General features: G+C 63.5%; 11 protein-coding genes. 4 read left to right on the top strand and 7 right to left on the bottom strand.

Going from position 1 to position 13,564, the window contains the following annotated elements:
• Positions 1-15: 15 nt before the first annotated feature.
• The 3 genes from CIT39_RS22775 to murI all read right to left on the bottom strand — a co-directional run bounded on the left by CIT39_RS22775 (position 16) and on the right by murI (position 2,089).
• Positions 16-399, bottom strand: coding sequence for a cupin domain-containing protein (locus CIT39_RS22775; RefSeq protein WP_094972241.1), 384 nt, complete (start codon positions 397-399; stop codon positions 16-18).
• Between the two features lie 63 nt (positions 400-462).
• The gene (locus tag CIT39_RS22770) at positions 463-1,236 is read right to left on the bottom strand and encodes an HpcH/HpaI aldolase family protein (RefSeq protein WP_094972240.1); all 774 of its coding nucleotides are present in this window, start codon (positions 1,234-1,236) and stop codon (positions 463-465) included.
• A 61-nt stretch (positions 1,237-1,297) separates the two neighbouring features.
• Entirely contained in the window at positions 1,298-2,089 is a 792-nt protein-coding gene (gene murI, locus CIT39_RS22765) for a glutamate racemase (protein WP_094972239.1), read from the bottom strand.
• 245 nt (positions 2,090-2,334) lie between these two features.
• On the opposite strand from murI, the gene CIT39_RS22760 reads away from it, so the two are divergent.
• Positions 2,335-2,976, top strand: coding sequence for a glutathione S-transferase family protein (locus CIT39_RS22760; protein ID WP_094972238.1), 642 nt, complete (start codon positions 2,335-2,337; stop codon positions 2,974-2,976).
• A gap of 10 nt (positions 2,977-2,986) precedes the next feature.
• On the opposite strand, the gene CIT39_RS22755 is transcribed toward CIT39_RS22760, so the two are convergent.
• Entirely contained in the window at positions 2,987-3,793 is an 807-nt protein-coding gene (locus CIT39_RS22755) for a Crp/Fnr family transcriptional regulator (RefSeq protein ID WP_094972237.1), read from the bottom strand.
• Positions 3,794-4,038: 245 nt separating this feature from the next.
• The gene (locus CIT39_RS22750; RefSeq protein ID WP_094972524.1) at positions 4,039-5,136 is read right to left on the bottom strand and encodes a SecDF P1 head subdomain-containing protein; all 1,098 of its coding nucleotides are present in this window, start codon (positions 5,134-5,136) and stop codon (positions 4,039-4,041) included.
• A 248-nt stretch (positions 5,137-5,384) separates the two neighbouring features.
• On the opposite strand from CIT39_RS22750, the gene CIT39_RS22745 reads away from it, so the two are divergent.
• Positions 5,385-7,292, top strand: a complete 1,908-nt coding sequence (locus CIT39_RS22745; protein ID WP_094972236.1) for an acyl-CoA synthetase — start codon at positions 5,385-5,387, stop codon at positions 7,290-7,292.
• A 308-nt stretch (positions 7,293-7,600) separates the two neighbouring features.
• Positions 7,601-9,781 (top strand): putative bifunctional diguanylate cyclase/phosphodiesterase, encoded by a 2,181-nt coding sequence (locus tag CIT39_RS22740; RefSeq protein WP_162308623.1) that lies wholly within the window; start codon positions 7,601-7,603, stop codon positions 9,779-9,781.
• Positions 9,782-9,793: 12 nt separating this feature from the next.
• Here the strand turns inward: CIT39_RS22740 and CIT39_RS22735 are convergent, their stop codons facing one another.
• Positions 9,794-10,354: a Crp/Fnr family transcriptional regulator gene (locus CIT39_RS22735; RefSeq protein ID WP_244607631.1), complete on the bottom strand. Its 561-nt coding sequence runs from the start codon at positions 10,352-10,354 to the stop codon at positions 9,794-9,796.
• 475 nt (positions 10,355-10,829) lie between these two features.
• Here CIT39_RS22735 and CIT39_RS22730 point away from each other — a divergent pair, with 475 nt between their 5' ends.
• Entirely contained in the window at positions 10,830-12,239 is a 1,410-nt protein-coding gene (locus tag CIT39_RS22730; protein ID WP_202975539.1) for a protoglobin domain-containing protein, read from the top strand.
• Positions 12,240-12,336: 97 nt separating this feature from the next.
• On the opposite strand, the gene CIT39_RS22725 is transcribed toward CIT39_RS22730, so the two are convergent.
• Positions 12,337-13,509 carry a M20 aminoacylase family protein gene (locus tag CIT39_RS22725; protein ID WP_094972233.1) on the bottom strand — a complete coding sequence of 391 codons (1,173 nt, stop codon included), beginning with the start codon at positions 13,507-13,509 and terminating at the stop codon, positions 12,337-12,339.
• Positions 13,510-13,564: the final 55 nt, after the last annotated feature.

Here is a 13,564-nt window from a genome sequence, read left to right as displayed (position 1 = left end):
GAGCGGTTCGACCGTTCAGGGAGCCGGCGACGCCAGTGGCTTGGTCTTGTCGACCACGTAAACTCCCAGCACTTTCATGGCCTTATCGCCATGGGCCTTGGCGTCGTGCACGACGCCAGCCGGGATCTGGTAGGAATCGCCGGCTTTCAGGGTTTTCTCCGGCTGACCGTCGATCAGGAGATTGAGCTCGCCTTCGAGCACGTAGCCGGTCTCGATTCCCGGATGGGTATGGCGCCCGGCCGAGCCTCCCGCCGGGACTTCCGCGACGGCGGTGATGGTGTTGTAGCCGTCCGGAAATTCGACCTTCTGGAGCGGCGTGCGCTTTATTCCGGGCTGCTGGGCGAAGGCGGCAAAGGCGAGGCCGGTGAAGGCAAGAGCGAGCAAAGTCCTTTTGAGCATTGTTTCCTCCCTGGTGCCGACCCTAGCAGGGCGGCAGTTCCCGGCAAGGTGGCATCGGCCTGCTCAGCGCCTGATGCCCTCGAACGCGGCCATGATGCCGCGCTGGAACAGCGACCAGTCGAAGCCGAGCGCGATGGCGCGGTAGCCGCGATCGACCAGGGCGTTGGCCTGGTCGGCGGTACGGGCCACGCCGCCGATCGGCACGCCGCTTCTGAGGATGCCGGCCTCGGCGCGGGCGACCAATTCGAGCAATTCCGGATCGTCCATCTGGCCGCGCTTGTTGATGGACGTCGCAAGATCGCCGGGCCCGATCGCCGCGACGTCAATGCCGGGCGTCGCCATGATCTCGTCGATGCGGTTGACGGCATCGACATGCTCGATGGTGATCATGCAGATCATCTCGTCGTCGGCGCTCGCCATGTAGTCCGGCATCGACTGACCCCAGCGGAACGGGGCGTGGAACGGTCCCCAGAGCCGGTCGCCGCGCGGCGGGTAGCGCACGCTGCGGACCGCCTTCTCGGCATCGGCGCGGTTGGTGATCATCGGAAAGTTGATGCCGAAGGCACCGATGTCCATCGGCGCTTTCGCAAGCCACGGCTCGTTTGCCGCGATCCGCACCAGGGGCGTGCACGGCGTGCCCGTGGTCGCGGCGATCATCGCGTGCGCTTCAGTGAGGCCGATCGGTCCATGCTCGAGATCGACGATGATCCAGTCGAGGGAGCGCGCCATGATCTGCACCGTCTGCACGCTCGGGATGGTCGCGATCGCGCCGAAGGCGGGGCGGCCTTCGCGCCACAATTGGCGGAGGCGGTTGAGTGGCGGGGTCTGGACCGACATGGAAAGGCCTGCGGTGAGGTGGCGACGGCAAAACCTAGCAGCGCGACGCCGTGGCGCAAAGTCAGGCCAGCGCGCGGCCGCCGAAGAACGGCGTCAGCGTGGCCGAGAGGCCGTGCGCGCGGTTCGAGGTGAAGATCATCTCGGCGCCGGACTGTGCGATGCCATCGGTCGGCGGGCCGAGCAGATCCGAGACGCGGCGGGCGATCGCCGGCGCCGGGTCGATCCAGTCGACCGGCCAGGGCGCCAGCCGCTTCAGCCGGTCGAGCAGCAGCGGATAATGTGTGCAGGCGAGCACCACCGTATCGGTACGCGAGGTCGCGTCTTCGCCGACGAAGCAGGGGGTGAGTTCGGCCAGGATGTCGCCGTCGCTGACGGAAGCACCGCTGAGCTCAGCTTCAGCCAGCGACGCGAGCTCGGGCGAGCCGACCAGCGTCACTTCGCATCCTTGCGCGAAATCGCGGATCAGGGCCTTGGTGTATTCGCGCTTCACCGTGCCCTTGGTGCCGAGCACGGAGACGCGGCGGGTCCTCGATTGCGCGCAGGCCGGCTTGATCGCCGGCACGGTGCCGACGAAGGGCACCGAATAAGCGGCTCGCAAGTGAGACAGCACCAAGGTAGACGCGGTGTTGCAGGCGATGACGACGATATCAGGGTCATGCGTGCCGATCAGTTCACCCATCAACGGCACGACGCGGGCGATGATCTCGTCCTCGCTGTGATGACCGTAGGGGAAGAAAGCGTCGTCGGCGACGTAGGCAAAATGGGCGTCCGGACGCGCGGCCACAACTTCGCGGAGCACCGTGAGCCCGCCAAGGCCGGAATCGAACACCAGGATCGTCGGAGAATTGGTCACGTCATTACCCTAGCCCGTCATGGTTACCATTCGGTTTTTAGGGCGATTTTGCGGCGGGACTGCTGAGGGGGAAGGCTGGACACGCTGCGGTCGGGAAAAACCCGGTCGCGTGGACCCCGGCTCTGCAGCGCACCGTCGAAGAAACGCTGCGCTGCCGCCCGGGCACAAGACCCAAATCCACCCCTGGCAATGGCGGGCCATATGCGTCATCACGAGGTGCCCAGCTTACCGCTGCAGGAGGCCTCATGCTCACCGTCCATCATCTCGGCAAGTCTCAGTCCGAGCGCATTGTCTGGTTGTGCGAGGAACTGGGGCTTCCCTACGAGCTGAAGCGCTACGCGCGCGATCCCGTCACCATGCTGGCGCCACCCGAGTACAAGGCGCTGCACCCGAGCGGGGCGGCGCCCGTCGTGACCGACGGCGATCTCGTGCTCGCGGAGTCCGGCGCCATCGTCGACTACATCATTGCAAAGTACGGCAACGGCCGCCTGGTGCTAGGCCCCAATGACCCCGGCTTCCCGCAGTTCCTGTACTGGCTTCACTTCGCCAATGGCACGTTGCAACCCGGCATGGGGCGGATGATGATTCTGAATCGGTTGGATCTTGCAAAGGACAACCCGACCCTGCTTGCCATGAAGGGACGGCTCGATCGCTCCTACGATCTGCTCGATGCGCGCCTTCGCGACGCCGAATATCTGGCGGGCAAGGCCTTCACCACCGCCGACATCATGATGGGATTTTCGCTGACGACGATGCGCTACTTCCAGCCCTACGAGCTCGCGCGCTGCCCGAACGTGGTCAAATATCTCGGCCGCGTCAGTGCCCGCCCGGCCTACCGGCGCGCGATGCAGAAGGGCGATCCCGGCATGGCGCTGCTGCTGGACTGAGCGGCGGCGATCACGCGATCCTGTTCGTCGTGGCCGCCCGCTCCGTCGCCAGCTGCTTCTGCAGGCGATCGATGTTCTGCAGCAGGCGCTGGCTGGTCAGCACCAGGAAGTAGTAGCCGAACTGCGGATCCTGGAAGTAGATCTCGAGCAGCCGGTCATACGTGATGGTCAGGACCTGGCCGTCTTCGATGCATTCGATCGTTCCGGTGCGCCGGTTGTCCGGCGTCAGGAAGCCGAGTTCTCCCATCAGCGCGCCGGGCCCGATCTCGACGTTGATCTCCTTGACCAGGAACTTGCCGGTGACCGTGAGCAACATCTCCTTGGCGGGATCGCCGAGCTTGAAGAGCGTGTCGCCGCGCCGATATTTGCGTTCGGTCATGAACGGCTTGAGCCATTCGATCGACATGTCGCCTTCGGCCGCATGGCGCGCCTTCTTGACCAGCTTGAGCATCTGCCGCAGGCGCAGGGCGTTGATCGGAAGCAGGAGCAGATACAGCAGGAACGTCGCGACGTTGGCGGAGAGCGCGCCGAAAACGGCGAAGAACCCGCAGCCGATCATGTTTGCGACGCGCAGGGGCACCATCGTCCGCATCAGGAGGGTGGCGACGAAGAAGCCGGCGCCGACCGCGGCGAACAGATTGGCCAGCGTGATATTGTGGACAAAGATCTCCAGCATCCGATTGAAGATCGCGTCGTAGGTGACGTTGTTCGGATCGAGGCCCATCTGGACCAGGATCTTCGCGATCCTGAGATTGTCGGTCGCCGCATCGAGAATGCGGTCGAGGATCGACGAAATGTCTGCGCTGCCGGACGGCATGGTACTATCCCCGCGTAAGGCCTTCAGTCCTGGTCGGTATGCTCGACACCTATAGCCGAAATCGAATGACGACCGCTTGAATGAAGCCTTCGGCCGTCATGCCGCAAGAGGCAAATTTTAGCCTGATCGGGCGTTTCGGCAATTGCTCGTTGGTGGTGCGTCTGGCTGCAGCGCTATTGTGATTCGGGGCTCGGGGCCGCGGAGGGGGCTGGATGCCCCAGGGGGAGCGCGGGCCGATTGCCGCTTTACGGCTTGGCGGCGGGTTGCACGACCTGCTGCTCGACGAGGCCAAGGCGGCCGGGCAGCGAGCCGGCGCGCAGCATCATGGCGACGCTGCTCGCTTCCTCGAGGGTGAAATTGCCGGAAATTTGACCGGAACCGCCGGTGATGGGCTCGCGGATCACGGGCGCGGAGATCACCTTGTCGTCGAGCACGATGGCGAAGGGCTTTCCGACGTTCTCTGCGGTGATGTGGGCGAAGCGCCGCGTGCCGCGGCCGTTGAAGCGGAACGAGGCGATGGGCTCCTTCGTGCCGCTCGCAAATCCCGGGCCTGCATAGCTGATGTCGTCGCCCTCAAGCGCGCGGTCCTTGGCGACGAGATAAGGAAGCTTGTCCTTGAAGCCGAGCAGGACTTCCGTGCCCGTGGGGGGCGTGCCGGATTGCGCTTGGGCGGGCGGCATCGAGAGATCGACCAGGCGGAAGCTGACCTTGACCTTCCTGGCGAAGATAGCGGTGATGCCCTCGGGCTGCATCGCGCCCGGCAGGAAGATACGGATGCGGTCCGTTCCCTCAGGCTGGACGCTGGCGAGCGTGACGCCGGCGTCCTTGAGACGCTGCTCGATCATGGCGATGGCATCTTCGACGAGATCGCGCAGCCGCGCGGCGGACGCGGCGTCGGTCGGCGCGAGCCTGACCAGTCCGTCACCGCCCTGGGTCACGGCGAGCGTATGTGACGGCAATCCCTCCGCGGCTGACGCGAGCTTGCGCTCGAGCCGTTCGCGGCCCTTGGCGTCCGCGATCTTCAATTCGACGCCGCCATCGCGGATCGCAAGCCCGGAGAAGGCGATCTTGTCCTCGCGCAAGATCTTGTAGACATCGTCGCGCAGGTCCGCGACGACGGTCTCGCGCAGGCCGTCGCTGTCAACCTTGTAGACGATGCGCGAGCCACCCAGCTTCTCCATCTTGTCGGCGACGAAAGCCGCGATCCTGGCGCGCATCTTGTCGAGCTGACCATCGCCGGCGAGCGCGGCAGAGGGCAAGGCCATCGCGACTGCCATAATCAACGATGTCATCGCGATCGCAGCGAATAGTCGGGGGGAGCAGTCCCGCAGGGGCGTGGTCATGATCACCTCAAGTCTTGCGGCAGGACGCTGACAGACGAATCCAATACTTGTTCTTGGTCCCCGGTCTTGGCGCGGAGGTTCAAGGGCCGCTCAGGCGAGTTTGATCGCCGCGGTCGTTAGGTCATGGACGAACGCCAAATCATCCATCATTCTGTCCGCGCCTGGCCGGCCATCGGCCGAGGCCTCGCCGAACCAGAAATGTCAAAAGACAGGGGCGGGGACACGCATCTGAGGGAGGACGGAATTTTATGGTGGGCATCCACGCGCTCGATCGGCTTATCGGCAAAGACTATCCGGATCTTTTGACAGACGAGGAGGTCCGTGCGTTCGAGCAAGTCCCCTATGCAGACCGCATCGCCGCCGAGAGCACGTTTGACGCGATCAAGCTCGGTGCGGCGCGCAATCCCGACGGGGCGGCGATCCAGTTTCTGCAAAACGCCGATCCCGCCGACACGCCGGTGGTGGTCACGTACCGCGATTTCATTGCGCGCGTCACGCAGGCTGCCAACATGTTTCACGCGCTTGGCGCGGAGAAGGGCGACGTCATCAGCTTCATGCTGCCGCTGGTGCCCGATGCCTTCGTGACGCTGTTCGGCGCGGAGGCCGCCGGCATTGCCAATCCCGTCAATCCGCTGTTGGAGCCGCACCAGATCGCGGAGATCCTGGAAGCTGCGAACACCAAGATCCTGGTGGCTCTCGGGCCGATGCCGGGCACCGACATCTGGCAGAAGGTCGAGCAGATCCGCCCGCAACTCAGGCACCTCAAGGCGATCGTGCAAGTGTTCGGCGGCGGCGATCCCGCGAATGGCGTCTTGGCCTTCAACGACCTGATCAAGCAGCAGCCGTCGGACCGGCTTGTCTGCGGGCGCAAGATTTCGGGCGGTGACGTCGCCGCCTATTTCCACACCGGCGGCACCACCGGCACGCCGAAACTGGTGCGACACACGCATACCAATCAGGTCTATCAGGCCTGGGCGCTCAACCTGCTGCTGAAGGCGAAGCCGGGCGGCAATTTGCTGTTCGGCATGCCGCTGTTTCACGTCGGCGGATCGCTGACGCAAGTGCTGCTGACCCTGTCGGCGGGCGGCTCGCTGGTTGTGCTGTCGCCGAGTGGCTGGCGCAACCCGAATGCGGTGAAGAACATCTGGAAATTGGTGGAGCGGTTCAAGCCCGAGGCGCTGTCGAGCGTGCCGACGGTGCTCGCCGCCACGCTCGCGGTGCCGCCCGGCGATGCCGACATCTCCAGCCTCAAATATGCCGCCGGCGGCGGCTCGGCGATCCCCGTCGCGGTGGGCTCGGCGATCCAGGACAAGCTGAAGCTGCCGGTGGTCGAGGTCTACGGCATGACCGAGACGTCGAGCGTGCACACGCTGGCCTATCCGTCGCGGCCGATCCGGCTCGGCTCGGTCGGCCTTCCCATGCCCTATGCGCGCGTGCGCATCGTGCAGCTCGATGCCGATGGCCGCCTGATCCGCGACTGCAAGCCTGATGAGATCGGCGTTGTCATCATGGCGGGGCCTGGCGTGTTCGGCGGTTATCTCAACGACGAGCACAACAAGGGCGCCTTCGTCGACGACGTCTGGGTCAATTCCGGCGATCTCGGCCGGCTTGACGCCGACGGCTATCTCTGGATCACCGGTCGCGCCAAGGATCTCGTGATCCGTGGCGGCCACAACATCGATCCCGCGCCGATCGAGGAGATCATGTTCCGGCATCCCGCGGTCGGCTTCGCCGCCGTCGTCGGCCAGCCTGACGCTTATGCCGGCGAGTTGCCGGTAGGATACGTGCAGCTCAAGCCGGGCGCCAAGGTCCAGCCGGGTGAGTTGGAGACGTGGGTGCGCGAGCGCACCCCGGAGCGCGCCGCGGTGCCTGTGCAGGTCATCCCGATCGATCCGATGCCGGTGACCGGGGTCGGCAAGGTGTTCAAGCCGCAGCTGCGCTGGGACGCGGCCGAGCGCGTGTTTGCCAAGGTTCTGTCGCCGCTGGTCGCGCGCGGCATCGATTGCAAGGTCAAGGTGGGCGCTCATGGCAGTCACGGATCGATCGCGACCGTGACGCTTGCCGGCCTGCCGATGGACCAGCGCGAGCGCGTTGCCGGCGAGGTGCATGCGCTGCTCGCGCCGTTCGTGATGCGGCATGAGGTCGTGCAGGCGTAACGTCGCGCAGCCTCCAAAGCTGACGGACGAAGCTCCCTTCGTCGCCCGCAGATCCGAATGCAGAAGGCGCGGGGGCGTTCGGATCGCCACCTGCGCCTCTGAAGGGCGCTTGATGCAGGTTAAGAACACCGATCAAGCGGCCGGTTCAAACATTTACTGCAACCAAAGCTTGCGGCCGCAGTTCGGCGTCTTGTGTCCCGATCTTAAGTCCGTCTTAGACGCGGAGGTGTTCGCATCAGGGCCGGAAGGGGGGATCTCTGATGCAGTCATTGGGTTGTTCGCAGAGAATCGGCGGGTTGGCGAGTATCGTGCTGCTGCTCGCGGCGGCGATCGTCCTGCAGATCGGAACGGCGGCCCCGGCCGCGTATGTCGTGCTGTTGTCCTCCGGACTTCTCTGGATCGTGGCGCTGGCGGACCGTCCCGATGCAGCGACTGTTCTCAACCGCGCAATCGAGAGCGTGCCGGCGGGTCTTTGCGTGTTCGGGCCGAACTTGCAGGTCATCGCCAGCAACGAGCAATTCGCCCGCATGTATGGCTTGGCGCGTGTCGACGTGAAAACGGGCACGCCACTGCGTCAAATCAATGAAATCAGGAAGGTCGGGCTGGGCGTCTCGGAAGCGGGCGTTGATATGATCGGCGAGCCCGGCGCCGCGGAGACGTCGCAGTCGGTCCACGAGCTCGGCGACGGCCGGTTCATTTCGGTTTCACGGCATCCGATGGCCAGCGGCGGCCTGGTCGAGGTGCACCGGGATATCACCAGCGAACGCCTGGCCGAGATCCACGCCAATGAAACGCTGCAGGAGCTGATCGAGAAGCAATATGCCATCGACCAGGCCGTGATCGTCGCGATCACGGACGTGAAGGGCGTCATCAACTACGTCAACGACAATTTCTGCACGATCAGCGGCTATTCACGCCAGGAGCTCATCGGACAAAATCATCGTCTCCTGAAATCGGATGCCCATCCCAGGGAGCTTTTCCGTGACATGTACCGCCGCTTGGCGAGCGGGCATGTCTGGCGCGGCGAGCTGTGCAATCGCGCCAAGTCGGGAGGGCTGTATTGGGTGGATACCGTGATCACGCCGCAACTTGGCCCCCACGGCAGGCCCGTCGCCTACATGGCCATTCGGATCGACATCACGGCGAGAAAGGAAGCCGAAGCGCAACTCTCGTTCACGGCCACTCACGATTCCCTGACGGGCCTTCTGAACCGGTGCGCGCTGTTCGATCAGGCGAGAATCGGGTGGGGGGCCGACGCGCAATCGAGCCGGTTGAGCGTTCACTTGATCGATCTCGACGGATTCAAACGCGTCAATGATACGTTTGGACACGATACCGGCGACAACCTGCTCAGGGCGGTCGCCTCGCGCTTACGATTGCTTGCGTCGGAGCAGGATCTTGTCGCACGATTGGGCGGCGATGAGTTCGCCATGATCCGGCGAGCAGGCGACGACGTACGCGAGACCGCAGTTGATCTCGGTCGCCAAATCGTCGAGGCCATTGCCGAGCCCTTTGAGATCGAGGGGCACCAGCTCGATATCAGTGCGAGCGTCGGAATTGTGCTCTGTCCGGAGCAAGGCTCGAACCCCGCGGATCTGCTGAAAAAGGCGGATCTGGCGCTGTATGAGGTCAAGGCGGCGGGCCGCGATGGTCACCGCCTCTATCAGCCGGCGATGCTCGAGGCGGTCAAGGGAGAGAAAGCCCTGGAAGCGGATCTGCGCCGCGCGATCACTGCGCGAGAGTTCGAGCTGCACTACCAACCCATTCTCAATGTCGATACCCGTACGATCCATACGGCCGAAGCACTGGTGCGGTGGCGTCATCCCGTCGACGGTCTCATTGCACCGGATCGGTTTATTGCCCTGGCCGAGCGCACGGGTCTCATCCAGCCCCTCAGCGAATGGATAATTCAACAGGCGTGCCTCGATGCGGTGTCCTGGCCGCCCGGCGTCCAGCTCGCAGTCAATGTGTCCGCTACCCAGTTCAAGCGCGGCAATCTGTTCGATGTCGTGATGCAGGCACTGCTTCGATCGGGTTTGAATCCGCGGCGGTTGCAGATCGAAGTCACCGAAACTGTCTTGCTGGAACAGCAATCCGAGCAACTCCAGACATTTCGGCGATTGAAAGCCATCGGTGCCACGCTCGTGCTGGATGATTTTGGCACGGGATTTTCGTCGGCGAGCTATTTGACGAACTTTCCGTTCGACAAGATCAAGATAGACAAGTCTTTCATACAGGGCCTGCACAGGCGGGAATGTGCGGCGGTGATCGCATCGGCGGTTGCGCTGGCCAAGGGGCTGGGCATCAGCGTGACCGCGGAGGGAATAGAAACAGAGACGCAGTTCGAGGACGTTCGGTCGATGGGAATTGATTTTGCGCAAGGGTATCTGTTCGGTCGCCCCGTCCCCTACGACCGGTTCATGTGCCCGCCAATGATCCAGGACGATCTGAGCCGCGTTCGCCGACCGGCAACGGTTGGAGAGAATTGAGCTGCCGCACGCTCAATTCAGCGTGCCCAATCGCTGTAGCTCGCGCAGATCGAACACCTCGAGCACGCCGTTCGACAGATCCGCGACGCGGCGTTCCCGAAAGGTACTGAGGACGCGGCTGACATGGACCGGTGTGAGTCCGACGGCATCGGCGATGTGCTGCTGGCGGAGCGGCACCCTGTAGCGCTCGTCGCGGATCACGTTGCGGTCGGTAATCCGTTTCATGAGTTGCAGGAACAGATGGGCTATGCGCTCCTCCGCCGAGAACTGGCCAAGTGCGGCAATTGTCTCGTCGGCAGCCTTGGCTTCGCCCGCGCAGCACTCCGCCGCGGCCCAGAGGATACGCAGGTTCTTCGCGACACGCGCGTGGAGTTCTGCCCGCTTCATTGTACTGACTTGGATTGCTGTCAGAGCCTTGACCGAAAAGTGCAGGCGTTCATGAAGGAGCGAGCCGGCCAGGACATCGCCGGGCAGCAAGAAGCCCAGTATTTGCCGCCGGCCATTGGGCATCTGAAGGAATCGAAATCCCCAACCGGCGCAGAATACGTAGACGTCAGGCGAGGTTTGGTTCACGGTCAACAACTGTCGTCCTGCCGGGACCACAAGATGATGCTGCCAATCGTATGTTTCGATCGATCCCGCTGGCGCAGTACTTTCGAAAACTGCAGCACAGAATCCCGAGGAGTTGCTCTTCGGGCAAGTTGCACAAGGCGATATGTTCTTCATGTTTGGCTGAAGTCGCCGCTGCGCAACCGCATCGGTGCGGATTCTCCGGATGTTATCGGATCGATATGATCCGTAACATTTTCATATAGTCAACAGCTCCTTTTGTCACAAATTTCGGATGGTGGAAATTCAGAAACTGTCCGGAAGACAGGATGGAGAACATCGATCGATTGATCTCGGGGATGGTCCCATGTTCACAGCAAAACTCCATTCTTGTTGATGTGCATTATTAATCTGCATCAAATCTCGTCCACGCGCATTGAATTGCACTCAGTCAAACTTAACCGCGAGAGATGATAATCGCCGGCATTGAGCTTGCCGCGTGATTGTTCGTTTGCAGCGTTTTGCCTCCGAGAGATTGCAAAGGGTGTTATCCATGACATTCGCGCCGACAGCAAATGATGAGAGCCGGGATCGGGACGGACGCATGCGCTTCATGCGCATCGATGCGGACACCGGCGAGCTCTTGCGTGGATTCTGGACGTCGGTCGAGGACGCGCTGCCGGATATCCTCGACGGCTTCTATCGCCATGTATCGAGCGAGCCGCGGCTTGCCGCCTTGATCGGCGGCGACATGCCGCGGCTGAAGAAGGCCCAGAGTTCACACTGGGCACGCCTGTTCAACGGCCGCTTCGATCACGACTACATGCATGGTGTGCGCATGATCGGGCTGATACACAACAAGATCGGCCTGGAGCCACGTTGGTACATCGGTGGCTACAATTTCGTGCTCTGCCAGCTGGTGGCCTTGGCTGTCAAAAAATATCGATGGGCGCCGACGCGCATGGCCAACGTGCTTGCCGCCCTCAACACCGCAGTGATGTTGGACATGGACATTGCCATCTCCGCGTATCAAGAGGCGATGCTGGCGGAGAGGCAGAAGCAGCAGGAGCGGACCGCCGCGGCTATTCGGAGTTTCGACGGCCGGATGAAGATCGTGCTGGAAAGACTCGGAAGCTCGGCGGCTGGTCTGCAGGGCGTGGCCAATATGCTCGCCGCGAGTGCGGAACAGTCGATCCGGCAATCGACTGTGGTGGCTGGCGCCTCGGAAGAAGCGTCGACCAATGTGCAGGCGGTAGCAGCCTCGACCGAAGAGCTCGCTTCCTCGATCAAGGAGATCGGCCGCCAGGTCTCCGAATCGACGAGAATGACCGGCGTGGCAGTCGATCAGGCCGCTCGTTCGGGTGCCGCGATCGAAGGTCTTGCCAGGGCAGCGCAGAGGATCGGGGACGTCGTCGAGCTGATCAACACGATCGCGGCTCAGACCAATCTGCTTGCGCTGAATGCGACGATCGAGGCGGCGCGTGCCGGTGAGGCCGGCCGGGGCTTCGCGGTGGTGGCGTCCGAGGTCAAGGCGTTGGCGGAGCAGACGGCGAAGGCGACCGGCGAGATCGGCCAGCAGATACTCTCGATTCAGGAAGCGACCAGGGATTCTGTCGGAGTCATTCAGCAGATCGGCGCGACTATTGCCGCGATCGACGAGATTGCGACCGCAATTGCGGCCGCGGTCGAACAACAGGGCGTGGCAACTGCCGAGATCGCGCGCAACGTACAGGAGGCAGCGCACGGGACGCATGACGTGTCGAGCAACATCGGCGGGGTGAACCACGCCGCGGGCGAGACCGGCGTCACCGCATCCGAGCTGTTGACCGCCTCCAAAGACCTCTCGGGCCAGACTGATGCGCTCCGGTCCGAAGTCGAAGACTTCTTTGCGGCAATTCGGGCGGCCTGAAGGTTAGCTTCGTCGCCGGACGGCACGTCGCCGTAGTTCAACAAGCGAAGCGGGAGGCGTAGGGTTACGCTGTCGTCAACCCGCCCTGCCAATCAACCTAGTTCGCCGGCATCCGCGTCTCGACGAGTCGCGCCCAGAACGAGGCGCCGTGGCCCAAAATGTTGTCGTTGAAGACATAGGCCGGGTGGTGGCACTCGTTGCCGTCGCCCATGCCGACCAGCACCATCGCGCCGGGGCGCGCCTCCAGCATGAAGGAGAAATCCTCGGCGCCCATCATCGGGATGAACTTGTCGTTGACGCGATCGGCGCCGACGATGTCGCGTGCGACGTCGGCGGCAAGCCCGGCTTCGCGCGCATGGTTCATCGTCACCGGATACATCCGCGTGTACTTCGTCTCGGCAGAGCCGCCATAGGCGCGAGCAACGCTCTCGGCGACCTCGCCGATGCGGCGCTCGACGAGATCGCGCACTTCAGGGTCGAGCGTGCGCACGGTGCCGCCGAGCTCGGCGATTTCGGGGATGATGTTGAAGGCCGTGCCGGAGTGGAATTGCGTGATCGAGATGACCGCCGACTTCAACGGGTCGACGTTGCGTGCGACGATCGACTGCAGCGCGTTGACGATCTGCGAGCCGATCAGCACGCTGTCGACCGATTTGTGCGGGCCGGCGCCGGCGTGGCCGCCCTTGCCGTGAACCGTGATCTGGATGTTGTCGGAGGAGGCGAGCATCGCGCCGGGCGTGGTTGCGAAGTGTCCTTCCGGCAGGCCCGGCATGTTGTGCATGCCGTAGACCTCCTGGATGTTCCAGCGCGTCATCAGCCCGTCCTCGACCATGGCCTTGCCGCCACCGCCGCCTTCTTCGGCGGGCTGGAAGATCACGATCGCCGTGCCGTCGAAATTGCGCGTCTCGGCAAGATATTTGGCAGCGCCCAGCAGCATCGCGGTGTGGCCGTCATGGCCGCAGGCGTGCATCTTGCCGGGGACTTTCGACGCATAGGCCACGCCCGAGGTTTCCATGATCGGCAGCGCGTCCATGTCGGCGCGGAGCCCAATGGTCTTGCCGGAGGCGGACTTGCGGCCGCGGATCACGCCGACCACGCCGGTGCGGCCGATGCCCGTCACCACCTCGTCGCAGCCGAACTCGCGCAGCTTGTCGGCGACGATGCCGGCGGTGCGGTGGACCTCGTAGAGCAGCTCCGGGTTCTCGTGGAAGTCATGGCGCCAGGCGGCCATTTCGTCGGAGAGGGCGGCAACGCGGTTGACGATGGGCATGGGGAATCCGTTTTGGTTTGAGGTAGCCCGGATGAGCGAAGCGACATCCGGGATC

The organism is Bradyrhizobium symbiodeficiens, from assembly GCF_002266465.3.
GTDB classification, from domain to species: Bacteria; Pseudomonadota; Alphaproteobacteria; order Rhizobiales; family Xanthobacteraceae; genus Bradyrhizobium; species Bradyrhizobium symbiodeficiens.
The sequence above is the reverse complement of the archived record's forward strand: the minus strand, read 5'-3'. Positions and strand labels throughout refer to the sequence as shown.